This window comes from Stutzerimonas stutzeri (assembly GCF_038561965.1).
In the GTDB taxonomy this organism is placed as follows: Bacteria; Pseudomonadota; Gammaproteobacteria; order Pseudomonadales; family Pseudomonadaceae; genus Stutzerimonas; species Stutzerimonas stutzeri_AA.
Genome location: NZ_CP139348.1, coordinates 2,003,252 through 2,026,470, shown reverse-complemented (window position 1 = coordinate 2,026,470; position 23,219 = coordinate 2,003,252). Strand labels below are relative to the sequence as shown.

23 protein-coding genes and 2 tRNA genes are annotated in these 23,219 nt (G+C 60.2%); 12 read left to right on the top strand and 13 right to left on the bottom strand.

All coding sequences use genetic code 11. The features are described from left to right. Window positions 1-12 precede the first annotated feature (12 nt). From trbB to SM130_RS09370, 10 genes are read left to right on the top strand one after another with little or no spacing between them, the layout of a single operon-like run. Entirely contained in the window at window positions 13-963 is a 951-nt protein-coding gene (trbB, locus tag SM130_RS09415; RefSeq protein ID WP_256045117.1) for a P-type conjugative transfer ATPase TrbB, read from the top strand. Then, window positions 960-1,301 (top strand): TrbC/VirB2 family protein, encoded by a 342-nt coding sequence (locus SM130_RS09410; RefSeq protein ID WP_272890631.1) that lies wholly within the window; start codon window positions 960-962, stop codon window positions 1,299-1,301. Before trbB ends, SM130_RS09410 begins: the two co-directional genes overlap by 4 nt. Beyond that, window positions 1,298-1,570 carry a VirB3 family type IV secretion system protein gene (locus tag SM130_RS09405; RefSeq protein ID WP_256045066.1) on the top strand — a complete coding sequence of 91 codons (273 nt, stop codon included), beginning with the start codon at window positions 1,298-1,300 and terminating at the stop codon, window positions 1,568-1,570. The genes SM130_RS09410 and SM130_RS09405 overlap by 4 nt, the downstream gene beginning before the upstream one ends. 7 nt (window positions 1,571-1,577) lie before the next feature. After that, a complete protein-coding gene (gene trbE / locus SM130_RS09400; protein WP_256045067.1) occupies window positions 1,578-3,998 on the top strand; it encodes a conjugal transfer protein TrbE in 2,421 nt (806 codons plus the stop codon). Beyond that, window positions 3,995-4,726: a P-type conjugative transfer protein TrbJ gene (gene trbJ / locus SM130_RS09395; protein ID WP_256045068.1), complete on the top strand. Its 732-nt coding sequence runs from the start codon at window positions 3,995-3,997 to the stop codon at window positions 4,724-4,726. The genes trbE and trbJ overlap by 4 nt, the downstream gene beginning before the upstream one ends. Continuing rightward, window positions 4,723-4,935 carry a hypothetical protein gene (locus SM130_RS09390; RefSeq protein WP_080695066.1) on the top strand — a complete coding sequence of 71 codons (213 nt, stop codon included), beginning with the start codon at window positions 4,723-4,725 and terminating at the stop codon, window positions 4,933-4,935. The genes trbJ and SM130_RS09390 overlap by 4 nt, the downstream gene beginning before the upstream one ends. Beyond that, complete coding sequence (gene trbL, locus SM130_RS09385; RefSeq protein WP_256045069.1) at window positions 4,932-6,089, top strand: P-type conjugative transfer protein TrbL; 1,158 nt, start codon at window positions 4,932-4,934, stop codon at window positions 6,087-6,089. Before SM130_RS09390 ends, trbL begins: the two co-directional genes overlap by 4 nt. 14 nt (window positions 6,090-6,103) lie before the next feature. After that, a complete protein-coding gene (trbF, locus tag SM130_RS09380) occupies window positions 6,104-6,796 on the top strand; it encodes a conjugal transfer protein TrbF (protein WP_256045070.1) in 693 nt (230 codons plus the stop codon). An 11-nt stretch (window positions 6,797-6,807) separates the two neighbouring features. Then, the gene (trbG, locus tag SM130_RS09375; protein ID WP_256045071.1) at window positions 6,808-7,791 is read left to right on the top strand and encodes a P-type conjugative transfer protein TrbG; all 984 of its coding nucleotides are present in this window, start codon (window positions 6,808-6,810) and stop codon (window positions 7,789-7,791) included. Next, the gene (locus tag SM130_RS09370; RefSeq protein WP_256045072.1) at window positions 7,788-8,993 is read left to right on the top strand and encodes a TrbI/VirB10 family protein; all 1,206 of its coding nucleotides are present in this window, start codon (window positions 7,788-7,790) and stop codon (window positions 8,991-8,993) included. The genes trbG and SM130_RS09370 overlap by 4 nt, the downstream gene beginning before the upstream one ends. Before the next feature lie 59 nt (window positions 8,994-9,052). Here SM130_RS09370 and SM130_RS09365 read toward each other — a convergent pair whose 3' ends face one another. The 3 genes from SM130_RS09365 to SM130_RS09355 form a co-directional block, all read right to left on the bottom strand. Continuing rightward, the gene (locus SM130_RS09365; protein ID WP_256045073.1) at window positions 9,053-9,460 is read right to left on the bottom strand and encodes a helix-turn-helix domain-containing protein; all 408 of its coding nucleotides are present in this window, start codon (window positions 9,458-9,460) and stop codon (window positions 9,053-9,055) included. Further along, window positions 9,457-10,773, bottom strand: a complete 1,317-nt coding sequence (locus SM130_RS09360) for a type II toxin-antitoxin system HipA family toxin (protein WP_256045074.1) — start codon at window positions 10,771-10,773, stop codon at window positions 9,457-9,459. Before SM130_RS09360 ends, SM130_RS09365 begins: the two co-directional genes overlap by 4 nt. A gap of 186 nt (window positions 10,774-10,959) precedes the next feature. Beyond that, window positions 10,960-12,225: a hypothetical protein gene (locus SM130_RS09355; RefSeq protein WP_256045075.1), complete on the bottom strand. Its 1,266-nt coding sequence runs from the start codon at window positions 12,223-12,225 to the stop codon at window positions 10,960-10,962. 418 nt (window positions 12,226-12,643) lie between these two features. On the opposite strand from SM130_RS09355, the gene SM130_RS09350 reads away from it, so the two are divergent. Then, window positions 12,644-13,843 carry a tyrosine-type recombinase/integrase gene (locus SM130_RS09350; RefSeq protein ID WP_272890632.1) on the top strand — a complete coding sequence of 400 codons (1,200 nt, stop codon included), beginning with the start codon at window positions 12,644-12,646 and terminating at the stop codon, window positions 13,841-13,843. Between the two features lie 92 nt (window positions 13,844-13,935). Here the strand turns inward: SM130_RS09350 and SM130_RS09345 are convergent. From SM130_RS09345 to SM130_RS09300, 10 genes are all read right to left on the bottom strand, one after another. Next, window positions 13,936-14,012 (bottom strand) — tRNA-Pro (locus SM130_RS09345). Window positions 14,013-14,096: 84 nt separating this feature from the next. After that, on the bottom strand, window positions 14,097-14,453 hold the full coding sequence (locus SM130_RS09340; RefSeq protein WP_015276808.1) for a MerR family transcriptional regulator: 357 nt from the start codon (window positions 14,451-14,453) through the stop codon (window positions 14,097-14,099). Further along, complete coding sequence (gene ihfA / locus SM130_RS09335; protein ID WP_003282572.1) at window positions 14,434-14,736, bottom strand: integration host factor subunit alpha; 303 nt, start codon at window positions 14,734-14,736, stop codon at window positions 14,434-14,436. Before ihfA ends, SM130_RS09340 begins: the two co-directional genes overlap by 20 nt. 3 nt (window positions 14,737-14,739) lie before the next feature. Further along, window positions 14,740-17,118 carry a phenylalanine--tRNA ligase subunit beta gene (pheT, locus tag SM130_RS09330; RefSeq protein WP_102823811.1) on the bottom strand — a complete coding sequence of 793 codons (2,379 nt, stop codon included), beginning with the start codon at window positions 17,116-17,118 and terminating at the stop codon, window positions 14,740-14,742. 35 nt (window positions 17,119-17,153) lie between these two features. After that, on the bottom strand, window positions 17,154-18,170 hold the full coding sequence (pheS, locus tag SM130_RS09325) for a phenylalanine--tRNA ligase subunit alpha (protein WP_102823901.1): 1,017 nt from the start codon (window positions 18,168-18,170) through the stop codon (window positions 17,154-17,156). Window positions 18,171-18,344: 174 nt separating this feature from the next. Continuing rightward, on the bottom strand, window positions 18,345-18,701 hold the full coding sequence (gene rplT, locus SM130_RS09320) for a 50S ribosomal protein L20 (RefSeq protein WP_003282569.1): 357 nt from the start codon (window positions 18,699-18,701) through the stop codon (window positions 18,345-18,347). A 27-nt stretch (window positions 18,702-18,728) separates the two neighbouring features. Then, window positions 18,729-18,923, bottom strand: a complete 195-nt coding sequence (gene rpmI, locus SM130_RS09315) for a 50S ribosomal protein L35 (protein WP_003282568.1) — start codon at window positions 18,921-18,923, stop codon at window positions 18,729-18,731. Window positions 18,924-18,985: 62 nt separating this feature from the next. Continuing rightward, window positions 18,986-19,537, bottom strand: a complete 552-nt coding sequence (infC, locus tag SM130_RS09310) for a translation initiation factor IF-3 (RefSeq protein WP_181019222.1) — start codon at window positions 19,535-19,537, stop codon at window positions 18,986-18,988. Further along, the gene (gene thrS / locus SM130_RS09305; RefSeq protein WP_102823809.1) at window positions 19,537-21,459 is read right to left on the bottom strand and encodes a threonine--tRNA ligase; all 1,923 of its coding nucleotides are present in this window, start codon (window positions 21,457-21,459) and stop codon (window positions 19,537-19,539) included. The genes infC and thrS overlap by 1 nt, the downstream gene beginning before the upstream one ends. Window positions 21,460-21,688: 229 nt before the next feature. Further along, window positions 21,689-21,765: transfer RNA gene (locus tag SM130_RS09300), tRNA-Val, on the bottom strand. Window positions 21,766-21,932: 167 nt separating this feature from the next. On the opposite strand from SM130_RS09300, the gene SM130_RS09295 reads away from it, so the two are divergent. Further along, a complete protein-coding gene (locus SM130_RS09295; protein WP_102823808.1) occupies window positions 21,933-23,216 on the top strand; it encodes an NAD(P)/FAD-dependent oxidoreductase in 1,284 nt (427 codons plus the stop codon). Window positions 23,217-23,219: the final 3 nt, after the last annotated feature.

Below are 23,219 nucleotides of genomic sequence, written 5' to 3'. Positions count from 1 at the left end.
CGCAGCGCAGCGATGTTGCGCACCGCCTTGGGCGCGCGGATCGCGACCGCCCTCGATGACGCAGATGTCGCCGAGGTCATGCTGAACCCCGATGGACGCCTTTGGATCGACAGGCTATCCGGGGGACGGCAAGAGATTGGAACTCTGACGGCATCCGAGGCCGAGCGCATTGTCCGGCTGGTCGCAGCACACGTGGGACGGGCCGTGACTGCAGCCACCCCCCTGCTGAGTGCCGAGCTGCCCGAGACCGGCGAACGCTTCGAAGGCGTACTGCCCCCCGCCTCGCCCGCTCCCGCCTTCTCTATCCGCAAGCGCGCAATCCAGCACCTCACCCTAGACGACTATGTGGATGACCGTGTCATCACGCCCGAGCAGCGTGACGTACTGCGTAAGGCGGTGCACGAGCGCAGGAACATCCTCATCGCTGGCGGCACAAGCAGTGGCAAGACCACGCTGGCCAACGCCCTGCTCGCGGAGGTGGCCGGCACCGGCGATCGAGTCCTGGTGCTCGAGGATACGGTAGAACTGCAGTGCACGGCCCGCGACCAGGTTTGCCTGCGGGCAATCTCCGGAGTCGTCACGATGAAGGACCTCGTGCGCAGCACCCTCCGGCTTCGGCCGGACAGGATTGTCGTCGGTGAGGTGCGGGGCGCGGAGGCGCTTGACCTCGTCAAGGCATGGGGCACCGGCCACCCGGGTGGGATCGCCACGATCCATGCCGGTTCCTGCCACGGCGCGCTGCTTCGTCTGGAGCAACTGATTCTCGAGGTCGCCCTCGCCGCACCGCGGCCGCTGATCGCCGAAGCCGTCGATCTGGTCGTGTTCCTCACCGGCCGCGGCCGCGCGCGCCGCGTACAGGAGATGGCCTGGGTTACCGGCTACGACCATCAGGGCTACGGACTGACAGCAATCGGCATCCCACTCGCCGACACACCAACCAACCATCAGGAAGCCCCCGCATGATCCGACTCTTACGCACTTGTCCGAGTCTGGCCGTTCGTATCTCGCGTATTGCATGGGGGCTGCAGGTTCTGGGTCTTGCGACGCCAGTCCTTGCAGCCGGCTCGGGGATGCCCTGGGAGGCGCCGCTGGAGTTGATCCTCAAATCGGTTCAGGGTCCGGTGGCCAAGATCGTTGCGGTGATCATTATCGTGGCGACCGGACTGACCCTTGCCTTGGGTGACACCAGCGGGGGCTTTCGCAAACTCATCCAGATCGTCTTCGGGCTGTCGATTGCCTTTGCCGCTTCCTCGTTCTTTCTCACCTTCTTCAGCTTCGCCGGCGGCGCGGTGATCGCATGAGTGAAGCGGGCCCATACCTACCCGGCTTCGAGCTGCCGCTGCACAGGTCATTGTGCGAGCCAATCCTGCTCGGCGGCGTGCCCCGCAGCGTCGCCATTCTCAACGGCACCATGGCCGCCGTGGTTGGATTGGGCCTGCAGCTCTGGCCGGCCGGCCTCGCACTGTGGCTGACAGGCCACATGCTGGCGGTATGGGGGACCCGGCTGGATCCGCTGTTCCTCCCGGTGTTTGCCCGCCACCTCAGATTCCCACCCTTGCTTGACGTGTAGGCCGACCATGCTGAATCTGCGTGAATACCGGGCGTTGCCCGCCAGGCTGGCCGACTGGCTTCCCTGGGCAGGCCTCGTGGCGCCCGGGGTAGTACTGAACAAGGACGGCTCCTTTCAGCGGACCCTGCGCTACCGCGGGCCGGATCTGGACAGTTCAACCGAAGCCGAGCTGCTCGCCATAACGGCTCGCTTGAACAATGCGCTACGTCGCCTCGGATCCGGCTGGATGCTCCATATAGAGGCAGACCGGCACGCATCCGAGGCGTACCCCACCAGCCAGTTTCCCGATGCGCTGTCCTGGCTCGTCGACGAGGAACGCAGGGCGACGTTCGAAGCGGCTGGCCGCCATTTCGAGAGCCAGTACTTCCTGACCCTTACCTACCTGCCGGGCGAGCAGATCCGGGCGCGCGCATCTGGCCTGCTCTACGCCGGTCGAGCCGCTCCCGGCGCAGACTGGAAGCGCGAGCTTGGCGACTTCGTTCGCGACAGCGACCGCTTCCACGATCTGATCCAAGGCGCGATGCCCGAGTCCGCCTGGCTGGATGACGGGCAGACGCTGACCTATCTGCACCAAACCGTATCGACACAGCGGCAGCAGGTGACGGTCCCGAACGTTCCCTTCTACCTGGACGCCCTCCTCGCCGATCGCCCGCTCGTAACAGGGACCGCACCGGTGCTGGGCGATCAACACCTGAGGGTCGTCTCGGTCAGAGGCTTTCCGGGATCGACCTGGCCTGGCGTTCTCGACAGCTTGAACCACATCGCCATCGCGTACCGCTGGTCCACCCGCTTCATCTGCCTCGACAAGCACGAAGCCCTCACCGAACTCACGCGGCTTCGCCGACAGTGGTTCGCCAAGCGCAAAAGTGTTGCGGCGCTCCTGCGCGAAACCGTCTTCCAACAAGAAAGCGCACTGGTCGATAACGACGCGTCCAACCAGGCCGCCGACGCCGACGCTGCGCTGCAGGAACTCGGCGCCGACATGACCGCCTTTGGGTATGTCACGACAACCGTGACGGTTCTCGGCGATACCCGCGAGCAAGCCGAGGAGAAACGTCGGCTGGTGGAGCGAACCATCCAGAGCCACGGGCTCGTCACCATTGACGAGCAGCTCAATGCAGTCGAGGCCTGGCTCTCCTCCATTCCAGGCAATGCCTACGCCAATGTACGCCAGCCACTGATCTCAACCCTCAACCTTGCGCACCTGATCCCGGTCTCGGCGGTGTGGGCGGGGCCCGCGCGAAACCAGCACCTCGACGGCCCGCCCCTGATGATCACCCGTACAGAGGCCTCAACGCCTTTTCGGCTGGTTACCCATGTCGGCGATGTCGGCCATACGCTGATCGCAGGCCCGACCGGCATGGGCAAGTCCGTACTGCTTGCGACCCTTGCGCTGCAATTTCGGCGCTATCCGGGCGCACGCCTTCTGATCTTCGACATGGGCCGGTCGCTTAGAGCGACAACGCTGGGCCTCGGCGGCATCCACAATGATCTCGGGGACGACGCTTCGATCGCATTCCAGCCGCTGGCCGACATTGATCATGATCGCCAGCGCACGTGGGCGAGCGAGTGGATCCAGGCCCGCCTGCTGCAAGAGGGTGTCCGGGTGGGGCCCGAACAACGGTCGGCCATCTGGACGGCGCTGCTCAGCCTGGCCGGCGTGCCCGGGGCCCAGCGAACCCTCACGGGTTTCACCCTGCTGCTGCAGGACCCCGCCCTTCGCGAAGCGCTCGAGCCCTATCTGCTCGGCGGCCCACATGGCCATCTACTCGATGCAGACCAGGACTGCCTGGCCGATGCGCCCGTGCAATGCTTCGAGATGGAGGCGCTGATGTCGAGCAAGGCGAGCGTCGCGGCGGTGCTCGGCTACCTGTTTCATCGGTTCGACGATCAATTCGATGGCGCGCCGACGCTGCTCATTCTCGACGAAGCCTGGCTATTTCTGGACGAGCCTCTCTTCGCAGCCCGCATCAGGCAATGGCTGAAGACGCTGCGCAAGAAGAACGTCTCGGTGATCTTTGCCACCCAATCGCTCGCTGACATCGACGCCTCGAGCATTGCCTCGGCCGTCATCGAAAGCTGCGCGAGCAGGATCCTGCTGCCCAATCCGCAGGCGCAGGAGCCACAGGTCCGCGAACTCTACAGGGCGTTTGGCCTGAACGATCGCCAGATAGCAATGATCACGGGCGCCGTACCCAAGCGCGAGTACTACTACCAGTCCCGTCAGGGCAACCGCCTGTTCGAGCTGGCACTCGGCCCGGTAGCTCTCGCCTTTGCGGCCGCAGCCACGCCCGAAGACCAGCGCCGGATCGACCAGGTGCTCTCGAGCGGAACGCCCTTCGCACAGGCCTGGCTGCAGGCCCGCGGACCGGGCTGGGCGGCCGGGCTGCTTGCGTCCCATCAATCGGTACAGGCTCACCAGCCATGACATTGCAGCGCCTGGTCCTACACATGGTGGTTCTGCTCTGCGCCTCAGCCATTGGGCACGCAGGCGCGATAACCGTCATCGACCCGACCAATCTGGTCCAAAACACGCTCACCGCCGTGCGCACGCTGGAGATGACCAACAACCAGATCAGCCAGCTGCACAACGAGACCCAGATGCTGCTGAACCAGGCGCGCAACCTTGCCGCACTGGACTTCAATGCCGTTAACCGGCTGCGACAATCGATCAGGCGAAGCGAGCAGCTGCTGGCCGAGGCAACCGGTCTCGCGTACGAGGTTTCAAGGCTCGACCAGGCTTTCGCCCGGCTTTACCCCGAGCGGTATGCCGCCTCGATCACCGGGTCCGACATGGCCGCCCATTCGATCGAGCGTTGGAGCCAGGCGCGCGAAGGCGTGCATACAGCCCTCCGGATGCAGGCGCAGCTCTCGCAGGATCTTGCCTTGGATGAGGCTGCGCTCACCGACCTGGTCAGTCAAAGCCAATCTGCAGTGGGGGCGCTTCAGGCTTCGCAGGCGACCAACCAGTTGCTAGCGCTGCAGGCCAAACAGGTCATCCAGGCCCAGCAATTGGCGATCGCACAGCACCGCGCCGTGTCCATCGGGCAGGCCCGCCAGGTTGCCGCCGAGCACGAGGCCCGAGAGCAGCGCAAACGCTTCATGTCTATTGGCACGTCCTATTCGCCTCGCCCCATCCGGCTCTTCGCACCATGAAGCCGCGCGTGTTCGTCCCGGCTCTTTTGGGTGCTGCGCTTGTACTGGCGTGCGGCTGCCAGCAGGCGGATTCGAGCAGCGATGCTGCGCGCCATGCGAAACCTGATGCAACACAGCGCTTCTTCTCCGGGCGGGCACGGCCCGATGAGTTTCAACGGCTGCATCAGCTGCCGGACATCCCGCCGACCTTCGAGGAGGCGGAACCATGAACGACGTGGGGGTCATAGACCGCTTTCTCGAAACCTTCTCGCTCTACATCGACTCCGGCTTCGGGCTGCTCAATGGGGAGATAGCCTTTCTGTCGGCGACCCTGGTCGTCATCGACGTCACCCTTGCGGGCCTGCTGTGGGCCAACGGCGGTGACGATGCCATTGCGAAGCTGCTCAGGAAGACGCTCTACGTAGGCGCGTTCGCCTTCATCATCGGCAACTTCAACTGGCTGGCCAAGATCGTCTTTACGTCCTTCGCAGGCCTTGGCCTGCTGGCATCAGGCTCTTCCATGACGCAAGAGCAGTTTCTGCAACCGGGACGGATTGCAGCGCTAGGCATCGAGGCGGGACGCCCCCTGCTCGAACGCATCGGTGGCCTGACGGGGCTCACCGAGACGATGGCCAATTTAGACATGATCGTCGTGCTGTTCCTGGCATGGCTCGTGGTGCTCGTCAGCTTCTTCATTCTCTCCATCCAGCTATTCGTCACCCTGATCGAGTTCAAGCTGACCACGCTCGCAGGCTTTGTATTGGTGCCCTTCGCGCTCTGGAACAAGACCGCCTTCCTCGCCGAGAAGGTCCTCGGCAACGTTGTCTCGTCAGGGATAAAAATCTTGGTGCTCGCGGTGATCATCGGAATCGGCAGCGGGCTGTTCGACGAGTTTCTATCAACTCCCGAGGAGCCCACCCTTGATCATGCGCTGGCCACGATGCTCGCCTCGCTCGCCATGCTGGGGCTCGGCATCTTCGGCCCCGGCATCGCGACCGGACTTGTCTCGGGCGCACCACAGCTGGGCGCGGGTGCGGCCGCCGGAGCCGCCTTAGGGGTTGCCGGCATGACTGCCGGCGGTGTGGCCCTGGCATCCGGCGCAACATCTGCACTCAAGGGGTCGCGCCTCTCCGCCGGCGTGACGGGCGCAACAGGCGCAGCGAGCGCGGCGCGCATGGCAGGCGGCTCCCTGGCTGAAGCCACCATGGGGCAAGGTTCGGATGGGCAGTCAGAAACCTCGACCGCACAACCGGCCTGGGCCAAGCGCCTGCAACGTCGACAGCAGCTCAGCCAGGCGACCGCCACCGTGGCCCACACGCTGCGCGGCGGGGACGCTGGTGGCTCGGCACAGGGACCTCGACTGAAGGACCCGTCGGATGGGTAAGGGAGACCGCCTCGATGCGCTTTAGACGCGCTCGCACGCGCTACTCGCAGGCGCCTACACCAGCGACGCCCTACCAGGCTGCTGCACAGGTCTGGGACGAGCGTCTAGGGTCCAGCCGCGTCCAGGCCAGGAACTGGCGCCTGATGGCGTTCGGTTGCCTGGGTTTGGCGCTGCTGATGGCCGCGGGCCTGGTCTGGCGTTCGGCACAGTCGCTGGTCATTCCCTACGTGGTGGAAGTCGACAGTGCTGGCCAGGTTCGTGCGGTGGGCGAAGCTGCGACCGGCTACCAGCCAGGCGATGCGCTGATCGCTCAGCACCTGGCCCGCTTCATCACCCAAGTCCGCGCGCTGCCCATCGACCCGATCGTGGTCCGCAGCAACTGGCTTGGCGCCTACCAACTGACCACGAACCGCGGTGCCACCACGCTCAACGAGTTCGCTCGCGAGAGTGATCCGTTCTCACGCATCGGCAGGGAGTCGATCACGGTTGAAATCACGAGCGTTGTCCGCGCCAGCGAGCACTCCTTCCAGGTGCGCTGGACCGAGCTCCGCTATGTCGATGGTGCCTCGGCAGGTTCCGAGCGCTGGACCGCCGTGCTAACGGTCGTCCTCAAGCCGCCACGCAGCGAAGAAAAGCTTCGCCAGAATCCCTTGGGCATCTATGTCGACAGCCTGTCCTGGAGCCGCGAACTGAACACCAGTCAATGAGGCGAGCCACGATGATGCGGTACCTGCACTACGTTTGCTCTTTTCTAATCATTGCAACAACCGGCTGCGCCAGCCGAAACGAAATACCTCCGGCGATTCCACTGGAGGAGCCGGTTGCAGCCCAGCAGATGGCGGAGCCTCCAAAGCCGTTGGAGGTAGTGGCGATACCCCAGCCGCTGGCGCTCCCGTCACAGCTCAAGCCACTGCCACAGCCGGTCAGTCAGTCGGAACCTGCCGCCCCTGAAGCAAGCGTCTCGCGCGCCAACGATGAAGCCAGGATTGCACCGAGCCGGGAGGGCTATCTCAACGCAATTCAGGTATGGCCTTTCTCCGACGGTGCCCTATACCAGGTCTTTGCCAGTCCCGGCCGAGTGACCGCGATCAACCTCGAACCCGGTGAAGAACTCGTCGCCGTCGCCGCCGGTGACACCGCACGCTGGATCGTCGGCGACACATCGAGCGGGATGGGCGAGAAGCTGCGGATCAGCATCCTCGTCAAACCGACCCGCGTCGATATCACGACGAACATGGTGATCACCACCAACCGACGCACCTACCTGGTCGAACTGACCTCCACCGAGCAGGCCTGGATGGCATCGGTATCCTGGGACTATCCACAGGATCGGCTTATTGCCCTCAATAGGCAGGCCGCCGAGGCCCTCGAAGCGGCCCCCGTGGATGTCGGTCTCGCCCTCGAACAGCTGCATTTTCGCTATGTGATCCGCGGCGACAACCCGTCCTGGAAGCCACTTCGTGCATTCGACGATGGGCGCAAGGTCTACATCCAGTTTCCGCCGGGGATTGCGCAGGGCGAGCTCCCGCCACTCTTCGTCATTGGCGCCACGGGCGATGGCGAGCTGGTCAACTACCGCGTCCGGTCCCCGTACTACGTCGTCGACCGGCTGTTTGCCGCGGCGGAGCTTCGCCTGGGCGGCGAAAATAATGCGGTCGTCCGAATCGAACGCAGCGACGTCCCCTCCGGTGGTCGTCGATGACGAGCGCACCCGACGCCTCGGAGGACGACGGCGCAGTGCCGCCACAGACAAAGGTGGCGGCCGAGACGCTGGCATTGCGCGCTCGACCGGATCGCATCACGCGGTTAAACGCACGGACAGTGCTAGCCATTGCCGGCACTCTGGCCACAGCGACGCTCATCGCCCTACTCCTGGGACTGAATCCACCAGACCACACGCGCGGGAATGCGGCGGGAGAACTCTTCAACGTCGATCACAATGTTCGACCGGAGCGCTTCGAATCACTTGCAAAGGACTATTCGCAATTGGCGTCGCCCCGGCCAGCGTCGGGTAGCCACACCGAGAGACCCGACACCGCGACAACCGAGCCTTTGCCTTACGCGTCACCGCACCCGAGCGGGGTCGAGCCGAAAACGCCCGAACTGGCGGACGCGGAAGAGGACGAGCAAGCGCGCCTCTCGCCACTCTTCTTCCAGGCCAGCCATACCCGGCCAGCCAGCGATCCCGTCATTGATCCGGATCGCCTTGACCGCTCTGTTCAAAACCTCGGTAGCAATCAGGCGCTTCGCAGTAAAACCTCAGACGCACAAATGAGCGAATCCGCATTGGTGCCGAAGCCGGCGTCTCCCTATCAGATCATGGCGGGGACCGTGATCGCGGCCGCGCTGGTGACCGGCATTAAGTCCGACTTGCCAGGCGACGTGATCGCCACGGTAACCGAGCCGGTCTACGACACCGCGACCGGAGCACATGTGCTCATTCCCCAGGGTGCTCGTCTGCTTGGCCGCTACGACAGCCAAATCCGCCATGGACAGAGCCGAGTCGATGTGGTCTGGCACCGGCTTATCTTCCCCGACACCTCGTCGCTAAAACTCGACACCCCTACCGCAAGTGACCCCCAAGGCTATGCCGGCCTCGAGGACGGCGTTGATTGGCACTGGGATCGAGTCTTTGCTGGCGCGGCTCTGACCAGCCTGTTGGGCATTGGCGCCGAGCTGGCGGCCCCGTCCAGCCGCGACGAGGGGGATCGAATCGTGATAGCGGGTCGTGACAGCCTGCAAGACTCGGCCAACCAGGTAGGCCAGGAGATCACACGGCGAAACGTGGACATACGGCCCACGCTCACCCAGCGGCCCGGTCTTCCCCTGCGGATCATCGTCAACCGCGATATCCCGCTGCGCCCGTATCGGCCGCTTCCCGCACCGATACATGGCCGGCCATGAGAATCGAGCGAGACGACGAAGACTCAATCCTCCCACAGACGTGCCCGGCGCTAGCCAGCCTATCTTCGCTCGCCACCCTTATCGGGCGGAGCGGCCGTCCTCCCTTCTCGCCGTTCGACGTGTTTGCGGCGCGGGTTGGCTCCGCGGACCGGGCGGGCCACATCGGACGGCGGCTCGCGCAGAGAAACGGACGAGGCGGGTATGCCGGCAACGAGCCCAAGGCGAAGCCCGAATTTCCTCAGGATCGCCTCGATGGTGCCGAGGGTTGGATTACCTTTATCGGTCTCAAGCTGGTACAGGGCTTTGGTGGACAGGTTGCACATCGCGGCGAAGGTCGCCTGGTCGAAACCGGTCACCTCGAGGCGCAGCCGGCGTATCGAAGTCCCCAGCGTTTCCCTTCCCGACGCATGGCCCTGCATGATGTCGTCGATGATCTGCTTTCGTTGCTCGCTATTGGGCGTACTCATCTCAACCCCCATTCCGCCAGGCGCGCGTCCAGGTTGTTCAGGGGGATGGTCCGGGCCTGGCGCACCTCTGCGGGCAAATCGACCAACAGATCGGGCAACGCTCTGAATCTCTGCGCAGCCCCGCGGAGGCGCTCGAACAGCGCAGCCGGATCGGTAATGGCGTGGAAATAGTCGCAGACCGCTCGCCAGTCCGGGCTCCCCATGTGTTCAGGCCTCCACTTGGTCACCCGCGTGACGCCCTCGGGGTCCAGCACCATCGGCGCGAGGTCATAGATGGGCGCCAGCTCGAATCTGCCGCGATATCGAAAAATCGCCATATTGCGGCCGTGGTTGTCGGAGTTGCCGAGGATCCGATTCAACAGATCGCGCTGCAGGTACTCGAAGACAAGCTCCTCGAGCTCGCCGACTTGGTTGTTGGAGGCCCACAGCCCGATCAACCGCCCCAGCACGTCCTCATGGTTCATCCTTGACCCCGGAACGGTATTTGCGCAGACCGAATAGATCGACTCGACCGGGATCCTTTCGACCCCACCTTGATTGGTTCGACGATCGAAGCGTGGCATCCACAGGCTTGGCTTCTCGGCTTCCTCAAGCACGAGGCCGTCGGTCGAGACCGTGTTCAAGCCGAGCGCCGAGACCGCCCGGTAGTAGTGAAATTCAGAGCGGAGGATGTTCTTGTCCCGCTCGGTCACCTGGTTGCGCGCGAACTTGACCAGCCAATGACGCCTGGCCAGGTCATCGGACAGCATCGCGTCTGCATACAGCGCCCCATCTACGCCTTCAACCATCAGCAGCTTTGGCGCCTCGCCCTGTGCACCGGTGGCGCCGCCTAGCGCAGCTCCCGATTCGTAGGCGTACTCAAGAAAATCGTTGGTCCTGTCCACGACTTCGCGGCGAGGAAAAGCTTCCCGGCGCGCCTGGTCCACATGCTCGAAAGACTCCTTCACGCGCAGATGGCCGATCGACGACGGGGTACAGCGGCTTAGCAGAAAAAAATTGAGATCGACTCCGTCGGGCTTCTCACCGCCGAAGCGCTTCTCCAGCGATCTGCGAGCGGCACCGGCTGGCATTAGGTCATAAACGAAAGCCGGATAGCCCCTGGTCTCGGCCAGATTCCAATTCACCGGCAGGTTTACGCTAATGGCGGGCTCGAGAAGCGAGTCCAGGTCACCAATGAAGTCGACCAGGTACGGCTGCAGGTAGGCGGTCGTGCATCTCGCTTCCCCCACATGACGAATGTCCGTGATCGAGAGCACCAGCGCATCTCGCCAGCGGCCCTCGATGTGGGTCTGGATCGTGAGTTCTCCAATCATAAGCCTGCCCAATATATAACCGGCACTTTAGTTCCGAATATATCGCAGAGGGCCTGACTAGTCAGCATTAAAATACCTACAAAAGGGAAAAATAAATAATATTCGGTTTTATAGTACTGATTGAAGCCCCAACTAAGCAGTCGATGCGAGTCGCGAAATGATCGCGCGGGACGATGGGTGGGAGCCCTAACGCTCTTCAGGCGTTTTCCAGCTAAGCAGCGCTGCCAGGGGATCCGGCTCGCCCATCAATGAGCGAGCGCTATCCAGCCGCTCGAGAAGCACATCATGCGCGTCATCGTTTCGCTGTCGAACTTGCGCTCTTGCCGCTGCAAAGAACGAGTCGATACGCTGCGCTTCGTCCCAGCTGGCAATGATCTGCAAAAGCTCATTCCGTGCGTCCTGCCTGGCCTTCTCGCACCGTTGCCGCTCCCGCTCCTCCAAATGGCGCTGCCATTGCGCCTCTTGTTCCCGGCGTCGAACTTGCTCGGTGAGCTCTCCCTTCTCCACAAGCTGCGCCACGAGGGGCGCAGCTGCACGCACCGCACGAACGATGGCGTCGAGGCGTTTTCGCAGGTCGCCGGGCTTGCGCTCGCGCCAGGTTTCGGACCAGTCGGCCAGCGGATAGGGAGAATAGGCCTGCAGACAGAACCGCCCCGTCGCGAAGGCATGCTGGGTCGTCCAGGACCAGTGCGGCCATCCGTGCCGGGGCCGATGTTGCTCGGCCTGCTCAAGCGGCACGTACTCGCCGTCGATGTAACGCGCCTCCTTCGTTTCCGTCAGCTCGAACAACGTCAGCCCAATGGCAACGGTCCCAATGAAAACGACGGTTGGCTTCGACGGAGCCCAGAGCGAGGGATAGCGGCGCTCGGCGGTCTTGCCTGGGTTCTCGCGCACATCCACCCCGACCCGACGATAGATCCGATCTCCGGGTGACAAGCTGACCGGGTGTCCTTTTTGCTCGAACCGTCGAAACAGTTCATCAAGCAGCGCAAATCCCTCGTCGAGCATCGGACGGGTCACCACGAGATCGGCGAGACGGCGCTTGGAGGGCTTGAGAAAACCCTGGTCGATCTCTTGCCCTTGCGCGAACACCTCCTTCGCACCGGCGAGCACCGGATGGGGTCTAGCGCTATCGCGAACCACGGCCTTGAGCCAACGCGATCGTGCGGGCGGCTTTGGCAGTGAACGAGGACCGCTCATATCGACCCGCTCGCCACGGCGCCACGACTCGCGCATTCCAGGCCCCAGCGCAGGCAACGGCGGCTGCGGACTGGGTTTGCCGTGACTAAGCTTCGCCCAGTGACCGCGCGGCGGTCGCGGCACTCCCATGCATTGGCAAACCCGAGCCATGAAGCTGGACGATACCCTGTAGCGCTCAGCGACCCTGAGCATGGGTTCGCTCCAGACCAGTTCGTACAGCGTCTCTCTAGTAATCCGCTCGTCGTTGCTCACCTCTACCTCCAGCCAATCAGCCCCACCCCCCTACCACGCCCGCTCCAATATGCCCGAGCCGGTTGAGCACCTGCAGCGTAACGCCCAGCATCTAGCCGATGGTGCCAACGGCACCCTGTCGTTTCAAGCAACCGGTGCCCAAGGCCATGGCAAACCCCAGCAGCCCCACCCTAGCGCCCCTTCCCCCGCGCATTCTGCGAGCCAATTCAGCTCCGGGGTACCTGGGCATGTGTCGCAGCGAGTTCAACAGGACCGTACGTCCCTTCATTCGCGAATTTCCCATTGGGGTCCAGGGCGTTGGCTTCGATCGACTGGAGCTCGACGCCTGGGCAGATGCCTATATCGCCAGAGCCAGTATTGAAAAGAACGGTGCGCAGGGGGAAGATTTGCCCTGCAGTAGGCGCCGTGGAGGACAACCATGGCGAAAAGAACAATCAGCGGTCTCTACCAACGCAACAGCGTCTGGTACATCGACAAGATCTACCGAGGTCAGCGCATTCGGGAAAGCACTGGCTCAGGTGACCGGAAGGAGGCGGAGCAATACCTGATACATCGCCTGGAGCAGCTGAGGCAACAGCACATCTATGGCGTTAGAAGGGTAAGAACATGGCGCGAGGCGGCTACGCGCTATCTGGTGGAATACAAGGACCAGCCATCCATTGGACTGACGGCGTTGTATCTCGAGCAGCTCGATCCGTACATTGGTGATCGACCGGTCGACCACATCGACGACGAGGCACTCGCACCCTATGTGAAGGACAGGCTCGCCGGTCGCCTGCGCGGATCCGCCGGAAAAGGCAGAAGCGTGGCGCCGCGAACCATAAACATCGCGTTGGAGCGAGTCATACGGATCCTGAATCTCTGCGCCCGTAAGTGGCGTGATGAAGCGCGACGTCCCTGGCTTGATACCGTCCCGATGATCACGCGGCTGGACCTCAGGCGCTCGACGCGTCAGCCCCATCCGCTGTCATGGGAGGAGCAGAGCCTGCTGTTCGCAGAGCTGCCGGATCACCTGAAAAGGATGGCGCTTTACAAGGTCAACAGCGGCTCCAGGGAGCAGGAAGTGGTCAAGCTACGCTGGGATTGGGAGATCCCTGTACCGGAGCTCGGCACCAGCGTTTTCCTCATCCCGGCCGATTTTGGCGGGCGACACGAAAATGCGGGCGTGAAGAACGGCGACGAGCGCCTGATCGTGCTGAATAGGGTCGCCAAATCGGTCATCGAGGGGCAACGGGGACTGGATACGATATGGGTGTTTCCCTACGGTCAGCCCGACAAGGATGGCAACGCCACTCCGATGCACCGCATGAACGACTCGGCGTGGCGCAAGGCAAGGAAACGTGCGGCCGCGATGTACGAGCAGCGCTTCAAGCGAACGGCACCGGCGGGGTTTGCGTCGATCCGCGTGCATGACCTGAAGCACACGTTCGGTCGCAGGCTTCGCGCCGCAGGCGTTACCGAGGAAGACAGGAAGGTCCTGTTGGGCCACAAGAACGGCAGCATCACCAGCCACTACTCGGCGGCCGAACTGGGCAAGCTGATCGATGAGGCCAACAAGATTTCGGCGACGGATTCGAGGGGACCGGCGCTGACGATATTGAGGAGGAAGGCAGGATGAAAAAAGTCCCCCCAAAAGTCCCCCATCGATGAGCGTGAACCGGGCAAAAAAAATCCAGTCACCGCTAAGTAACTGGATTTTCTAGGGAATTTTGGTCGGGACGGAGTGATTCGAACACTCGACCCCTTGCACCCCATGCAAGTGCGCTACCAGGCTGCGCTACGCCCCGACTAGTACTTTCAACACTGCTGAAAGCGGATCGAACTATACATTAAGCATATGAAAATGTGAAAGTTTTTTAGGCCTAAGCGGCCTATTTTCTCAGCACCTGAAGGACCTCTTCCAGCTCAGAGATCATCTGTCGAATGAGCTGCTTGTACTGAGTCGTGTCGTCGCGCGCTTCTTCGCCAGACATACGCTGCCTAGCGCCCCCGATGGTGAAGCCCTGGTCGTAAAGCAGCGCCCTGATCTGACGAATCATCAGAACGTCCTGACGCTGGTAGTAGCGCCTATTGCCACGACGCTTAACCGGATTGAGCTGAGGAAACTCCTGCTCCCAATAGCGCAGCACATGCGGCTTGACGGCGCAAAGCTCGCTTACCTCACCGATAGTGAAATAGCGCTTGCCTGGGATCGACGGAAGCTCGTCGTTATGACTTGGTTCCAGCATAGGCCTCGACTCTCGCTTTGAGTTTCTGCCCTGGGCGGAACGTGACCACACGACGCGCCGTGATAGGAATCTCCTCACCTGTTTTCGGATTACGACCCGGCCGCTGGCGCTTGTCGCGCAGATCGAAGTTGCCGAACCCGGACAACTTGACCTGCTCGTTATGCTCGAGCGCCTGGCGGATCTCCTCGAAAAACAGCTCCACCAACTCCTTGGCCTCGCGCTTATTCAAGCCCAGCTCTTCATACAGACGTTCCGCCATTTCAGCTTTCGTCAGAGCCCCCATACGCTATTTCCTTAACGTGGCATTGAACCTTTCTTCCAGGGAGGCGAGGATTTTCTGCATCGTACCGTTCACCTCATCGTCGTTTAGAGTGCGCGATGGGTGCTGCCAGGTCAAGCCGACTGCCATACTTTTGCTAAGAGGATCAATACCTTTCCCCTGATAGACATCAAATAGCTTGAGGTCTGTCAGATTCTCACCCGCAACGTCACGAATGCAGCTGAGAATATCCTGAGCTGCCGCCGCGCAACCGACTAGCACAGCAATATCGCGCCGAACTTCGGGAAACCGCGACAGCTCATTAAAGGAAGGCATTCGCCCCTCGGCGATCTCGCTGATCTTCAGCTCAAACATGTAAACCGGCTGATCAATACCCAAGGTGCTTGCCAACTCAGGATGGAGGCTTCCCACGAATCCAACCAATCTTCCGTCGCGCTCGATACGTGCGGTCTGTCCCGGGTGTAGCGCCGGATGCTCCCCCGCAACGAAACGATAGGCGCCGGCATTACCGGCGAACGCTAACAGCGCTTCGACGTCTGCCTTGATATCGTAAAAATCCACCGCCTCACGGGAATTCGTCCAGCCTTCGGGCTGACGGCTTCCGGTGAGCACGCCGGCCAACATGCTTTCTTGCTCAAGCTCTTGCAACTGGCCAACGAAGCGCAGACCCGCCTCGAACAAGCGAACACGTGACTGTTGCCGATTGAGGTTGTATTGCAGGGCTTTGATCAACCCCGGCCAGAGTGATGCACGCATGGCCGCCATATCGGCAGAGATAGGATTGGCTAGCTGTAAAGGTTTTACGCCAGGACTGAACAGTTCGAACAGCTTAGGATCGATGAAGCTGTAGGTGATTGCCTCCTGATAACCGCGAGCAACCAGCAAGCGTCGCAGCAATGGCAATTCGGCACGCGCTTCCGGCTTTGCTTCAGGGGCAAGCCGAGCCTGCGGATAACGCACCGGCAGACGATCATAGCCATACAGCCTACCCAACTCTTCGATCAGATCGACTTCAAGACTGATATCGAAACGATGACTCGGAACACTAACCTGCCAATGCCCTTCAGCGTCTTCAGCTACCGCTAGGCCCAGCGAGGTCAGCAAGCGAACCACCTCGGAACCGTCCATTTCCAGACCCAACATCTGGGTGGCACGCTCAGCCCGAAGCGTTACTGGTGCAATCTTGGGCAGGTCACTTTCACTGACGGTCTCGACGATTGGCCCTGCTTCTCCACCAACGATTTCCAGCAGCAAACCCGTCGCGCGCTCCATAGCCCCACGAGCGAGCTGCGAGTCCACGCCTCGCTCGTAACGATGCGATGCATCCGTATGCAACCCATAGGAACGCGCTTTTCCAGCCAGAGCGATGGTGTCGAAAAACGCGCTCTCCAAGAAGATACTCTGCGTAGCAGCATTGACACCACTATGCTCTCCCCCCATTACACCAGCGATGGCGAGCGCACGCTGATGGTCCGCGATAACCAGAGTATCCGCACGTAGAGCAATCTCCTGACCATCCAGCAGGACCAGCTTTTCACCCTCTTCAGCCATTCGAACCCGAATGCCACCTTTGATCTCGGCAAGGTCAAAAGCATGCAAAGGCTGACCTAGTTCAAGCATCACGTAGTTCGTCACATCGACAACTGCGTCAATGCTACGGATATCGGAACGACGCAGACGCTCAACCATCCACTGCGGCGTTGGCCTGGAGAGGTCAACGTTTCGAATGACACGCCCGAGGTAACGCGGGCACGCAGCCGGTGCAAAAACCTCTACGGGACGCGACTCGTCATGGCCAACTGGCGCCGCGGCGATTTCCACCGAACTGACCGCAGCACCATAGATCGCGCCGACCTCACGCGCCAAGCCAGCAATGGAAAGGCAATCCCCGCGATTGGGGGTCAGGCCGATCTCGATACTTACGTCATCGAGCCCGAGAAACTCACGAAAATCAGTACCAACCGGTGCGTCGCTGGCCAGTTCCATCAGACCGCTATCGTCAGTGCCGACCTGCAGCTCGGTTTCCGAGCACAGCATGCCACTGGACTCGACACCGCGCAGCTTGGCTTTCTTGATCTTGAAGTCACCTGGCAACTGGGCGCCAATCATGGCAAAGGGAATTTTCAGGCCTGGCCGCACGTTTGGCGCACCGCATACCACCTGAAAGGTTTCGCTACCATTGCTGACCTGACACACCCGCAGCTTGTCCGCATCGGGATGCTGCACGGTTTCGAGCACCTCACCGACGACCACGCCGCTGAAACTGCCCGCAACGGGCGTTACAGCATCAACCTCAAGCCCGACCATGGACAGACGAGCAACCAGCTCTTCGCGGGAAACCTGCGGATTTACCCAGCTCCGCAGCCATTGTTCACTGAATTTCATCCTGCTCTCCTAATATTCGTTGACGGGCGGCGGTACTAGCGAAATTGCGCAAGGAACCGCAGGTCGTTGTCGAAGAACAGGCGCAAGTCATTGACACCGTAACGCAGCATGGCAAGACGCTCTACACCCATGCCGAAAGCAAATCCGGAGTAGCGCTCCGGATCGATCCCGGACATCCGCAATACGTTTGGATGCACCATGCCGCAGCCCATGACTTCAAGCCAGCCGGTCTGCTTGCATACACGGCACCCCTTGCCGCTGCACATTACGCACTGCATGTCGACTTCGGCCGAGGGCTCGGTGAACGGAAAGAACGAAGGACGGAAGCGAACACCGAGCGGCTTTTCAAAGAACACCCGAAGGAACTCTTCGATGGTGCCCTTGAGATCGGCAAAACTGACACCCTCGTCGATCAGCAGCCCTTCGACCTGATGAAACATCGGGGAATGGGTGATATCAGAATCGCAGCGATAGACGCGCCCCGGACAGACGATACGAATAGGCGGCTGACGTGACTCCATGGTGCGCACCTGAACCGGCGAGGTATGGGTGCGCAGCAACATGTTGGCATTGAAGTAGAACGTATCGTGCATCGCCCGCGCGGGGTGGTGCCCTGGAATATTCAGCGCCTCGAAGTTGTGATAATCGTCTTCGACCTCAGGCCCTTCCGCCACGCTATAGCCGATATGACTGAAGAACTGCTCGACGCGCTCCAATGTACGAGTTACCGGATGCAGCCCACCTGACAGCTCGCCGCGCCCAGGCAAGGTCACATCAATTTGCTCGGCCGCGAGCTTGGCATTCAAGGCCGCCTGCTCCAAGTCAGCCTTGCGAGCATTCAGTACATCTTGAACGCGGCTCTTGGCTGCGTTGATCAGCGCGCCGGCCTGCGGACGCTCCTCAGCAGACAGCTTCCCCAGGGTTTGCATCAGCTGGGTGAGTTCGCCCTTCTTGCCCAGATACTGGACGCGCACTTGCTCGAGGGTCCCGATGTCTTCGCTTCGTTGCACAGCCTCAAGCGCTTGCGAGACCAGTGCATCCAGATTTTCCATGTACACAACCTCCAGAGGTTCTTGCAGAACCGCGCTGGTCATCGCCTTATAGCTAGCGACAGCCAAACGCCCTTTTGCAAAAGCCCCTCTCAGATACGAAATAGGGGAAGAGCACAAGGCTCTTCCCCTATTGATGACGTTGCAACGAATCCGAAAATTCGCGATTGCCGGGGCTTAAGCCAGAGAAGCTTTGGCTTTCTCGACAATCGCAGCAAACGCCGCTTTTTCGTTTACTGCCAGGTCGGCCAGAACCTTACGGTCGATCTCGATGGCCGCCTTTTTCAGACCGGCGATCAGACGGCTGTAGGACAGACCGTTGACACGAGCACCAGCATTGATACGGGCAATCCACAGAGCGCGGAACTGACGCTTCCGCTGACGGCGGTCACGGTAGGCATATTGGCCAGCCTTGATTACCGCCTGCTTGGCAACGCGGAATACGCGCGAACGCGCTCCGTAGTAGCCTTTGGCGAGCTTCAGAATCTTCTTGTGACGACGACGGGCAACGACGCCACGCTTAACACGAGCCATGAGTTATTCCTCTGAGTCTTGACCGAATCAACGAACGCGCAGCATGCGCGCCACCTTTGCAACGTCGGACGGGTGCACTTGCGAGCAACCGCGCAGCTGACGCTTACGCTTGGTGGACATCTTGGTCAGGATGTGGCTCTTGAAAGCGTGCTTGTGCTTGAAGCCGTTAGCAGTCTTCTTGAAGCGCTTCGCAGCACCACTTTTAGTCTTCATCTTTGGCATGTTCGGTACTCCACATTGTGGGTGATTACAAATAACCGCAAGGCCTGCCAGTGCCCTGGGGGTTACTTTTTCTTCTTGGGAGCGATGACCATGATCAGCTGGCGTCCTTCCATCTTCGGATGCTGTTCGACCGAACCATATTCAGCGAGATCGGTTTCGACCCGCTTCAACAATTCCATCCCCAGCTCCTGATGGGCCATCTCACGGCCGCGGAATCTCAACGAAACCTTGGCCCTGTCCCCTTCACTCAGGAAACGCACCAGGTTACGAAGCTTGACCTGGTAGTCCCCTTCTTCCGTCCCTGGACGAAACTTTATTTCTTTAACCTGGATCTGCTTCTGGTTCTTCTTCGCTGCAGCAACCTGCTTCTTCTTTTCAAACAGATGCTTGCCGTAATCCATGATCCGGCATACAGGAGGAACCGCATCGGCGGAAATTTCCACCAGATCCAACTTGGCTTCTTCAGCTATACGAAGCGCTTCATCAATCGAGACGATGCCAACCTGCTCGCCATCAGCACCAATCAAACGGACCTCACGAGCCGAGATATTCTCGTTGATCGGGGCCTTGGGTGCAGCTCGTTTATCCTGTCTCATTTCACGCTTAATAATTATTACTCCAATTCTTGGCGACCACGCCGGGAAACCGCTTGTGTCAGCAACTGGGCGAAGTCATCAAGGGGCATGGAGCCCAGATCAACGCCTTCACGCGTGCGCACAGCAACGGATCGTGTCTCGACTTCCCGATCTCCGATAACCAGAAGATAGGGAACCTTGAGCAAGGTATGCTCGCGGATTTTAAAGCCGATCTTTTCGTTTCTCAAGTCACACTTGGCACGGAGGCCGCTTTGGAGGAGCGTTTTTTCGACTTCAGCGGCAAAAACGGCCTGCTTATCGGTGATATTCATGATCACCGCCTGCGTCGGCGCGAGCCACGCAGGGAAAGCTCCTTCATAGTGCTCGATCAGAATACCAATGAAGCGCTCGAAAGATCCAAGGATCGCTCTGTGCAACATGACCGGATGCTGTCGATCATTGTTCTCACTAACGTATTCCGCGCCGAGACGCACCGGCAGATTGAAATCCAACTGCAGCGTGCCGCATTGCCATACCCGCCCGAGACAATCGCGCAGGGAGAACTCGATCTTAGGACCGTAGAACGCACCCTCACCAGGTTGCAGATCATAAGGTAGGCCGGCAATTTCCAGCGCCGAGGCGAGAGCCGCTTCAGCCCTGTCCCAGAGTTCATCCGAGCCTACGCGTTTCTCGGGACGGGTAGACAGCTTCAGCTCGATGTCCGAGAAACCGAAGTCGGCATACACCGCCTGCGTCAGCTTGATAAACGCCGCAGACTCGGCCTGCATCTGCTCTTCCGTACAGAAGATATGCGCATCATCCTGGGTAAAACCACGCACACGCATGATGCCGTGCAACGCACCGGACGGCTCGTTACGATGGCAAGCGCCAAACTCTGCTAGGCGCAACGGAAGCTCGCGATAGCTTTTCAAACCTTGGTTATATACCTGCACATGGCACGGACAGTTCATCGGTTTGATCGCGTAATCGCGGCTCTCCGACTCAGTCGTGAACATGTTTTCGGCGTAATTGGCCCAGTGTCCGGACTTTTCCCAGAGCACGCGATCGACTACTTGCGGGGTTCTGATCTCCAGATATCCGTTTTCGCGCTGTACCTGCCGCATGTACTGCTCAAGCACCTGGTAAAGCGTCCAACCATTCGGATGCCAGAACACCATGCCCGGCGCCTCTTCCTGCGTATGAAACAGGTCAAGCCGCTTGCCGATCTTGCGATGGTCGCGCTTTTCAGCTTCCTCGATGCGCTGGATATAGGCAGCCAGCTGCTTCTTATCCGCCCAGGCAGTACCGTAGATACGCTGCAACTGCTCGTTCTTTGCGTCGCCGCGCCAGTACGCACCAGACAACTTGGTAAGCTTGAACGACTTCAGAAAGCGTGTATTCGGTACATGCGGACCACGGCACATGTCGACGTATTCTTCGTGGTAGTACAAACCCATCGCCTGCTCGTTGGGCATATCCTCGACCAGGCGCAGCTTGTAGTCCTCACCGCGCGACTGGAACACCTCGATGACCTCAGCACGTGGCGTCATCTTTTTGATGACGTCGTAATCGTGATCGATCAGCTCACGCATACGCTGTTCGATGGCAGAGACATCATCAGGAGTAAAGGGCCGCTCGTAGGCGATATCGTAATAGAAGCCCTCATCGATGACTGGCCCGATAACCATTCGAGCCGTCGGATATAGCTGCTTCACCGCATGCCCGATCAGGTGCGCACAAGAGTGGCGAATGATCTCCAGCCCTTCCGCATCCTTCGGCGTGATGATCTGCAGCGTCGCGTCCTGTGCAATCAGATCACAGGCATCGACCAACTTGCCGTCAACCTTGCCTGCGACGGTCGCTTTGGCAAGACCAGCGCCAATGGACTGAGCCACCTCAGCCACGGTAACTGGATGATCAAACGAACGCTGACTGCCATCGGGAAGAGTAATGGTGGGCATGGCGCCTCCTCTCCTAGTGGTGACCCGTACTAAAGGCCACATGGGTTGGGATGAGCCAGTAAAGCGATTCGGCGAGCATGCCTGCCGCACAATGGCAGGCGCTTGATGAGCTCACCTCGACCGAACCGAAGTCACTGGAGGAAAACAAGACTGGCGATGCTTTCAGAAAGCAGAAGCACTGACAAGCAAGCCAAAAAAAAGGGTCGCTTGCGCGACCCTTTAATCGAATTGGTAGGCACAATTGGATTCGAACCAACGACCCCCACCATGTCAAGGTGGTGCTCTAACCAACTGAGCTATGTGCCTTCGATGGGGGCGCATTCTAAAGCCAGAAAAAAAAGAGTCAAGCGCTTTTTCTTCTAACTCACTGATATCTGGAAATTTTGGAAACACGTGCGCAGCGGGCTCGCAGTCTGGCGAGCGGCAGTCTTAAGCGCTAGCATGCGTAAAATATTCAGAACGGAGCATCCAATATGCCGCACAAGGATTATCCAGCTTCCTACTATGCAGCCACCGCGACTACAGCGGCAGCTCGACCGGAGCTTCAGGAAGACAAGCAGGCGGACGTGTGCGTGATCGGCGCAGGATATACCGGCTTGTCGACCGCTCTGTTTCTGCTCGAAAAGGGTTACAGCGTAGTCGTCCTTGAAGCAGTAAAAGTTGGCTTTGGCGCCTCCGGACGCAACGGCGGACAGATCGTCAATAGCTACAGCCGTGACCTGGATAGCATTGAGCGCAGCGCTAGCGCCAAAGCAGCAAAGATGATCGGTGCAATGGCGTTTGAAGGCGGTCGGATTATTCGCGAACGAGTCGCTCGCTACGATATTCAATGCGATCTGAAAGACGGGGGCGTGTTCGCCGCCTTCAATCAGAAACAGCTGCACCACCTTGAAACGCAAAAAGCACTTTGGGAACGATACGGCTACCAGCATCTAGAGCTACTGGATGAGCAAGACATGCGGAGGGTAGTCGCGTGTGACCGATATGCGGGAGGCATGCTCGACAAGCATGGCGGCCATATTCATCCACTCAATCTCGCGCTCGGCGAAGCCACTGCCATCGAGTCGCTGGGCGGAACCATCCACGAATACTCCCCCGCCACTCGAATCGAACGAGGCGAAACACCGCTGGTGCATACACCCAAGGGGACCGTTCGCTCGAAATTCGTTGTGGTTGCAGGTAACGCTTATTTGGGCGATCTGGTTCCTGAGCTGGCTGCTAAGTCGATGCCTTGTGGCACACAAGTGATAGCGACCGAGCCGCTGGACGATGAGCTCGCGCGCAATCTTCTGCCGCAGGACTACTGTGTTGAGGATTGCAATTACCTGCTCGACTACTATCGGCTATCGGCTGATAAACGCCTCATTTACGGGGGCGGAGTCGTCTATGGTGCACGCGACCCTGCCGATATCGAATCGATCATCCGCCCAAAAATGCTGAAGACCTTCCCACAACTAGAAAAAGTGAAGATCGACTATGCGTGGACGGGTAACTTTCTGTTGACGCTGTCACGACTACCCCAGGTCGGGCGACTGGGCAACAATATCTACTATTCGCAAGGTTGCAGCGGCCACGGCGTTACCTATACACACGTGGCAGGAAAGGTGATCGCCGAAGCCCTCAGCGGCCAAGCGGAGAGATTCGATGCGTTTGCCAGCTTGCCTCATTATCCATTCCCCGGAGGGCAGCGTTTTCAGGTGCCGCTGAGCGCGCTCGGCGCTATGTATTACAGCCTTCGTGACAGGCTTGGCTTCTGATAA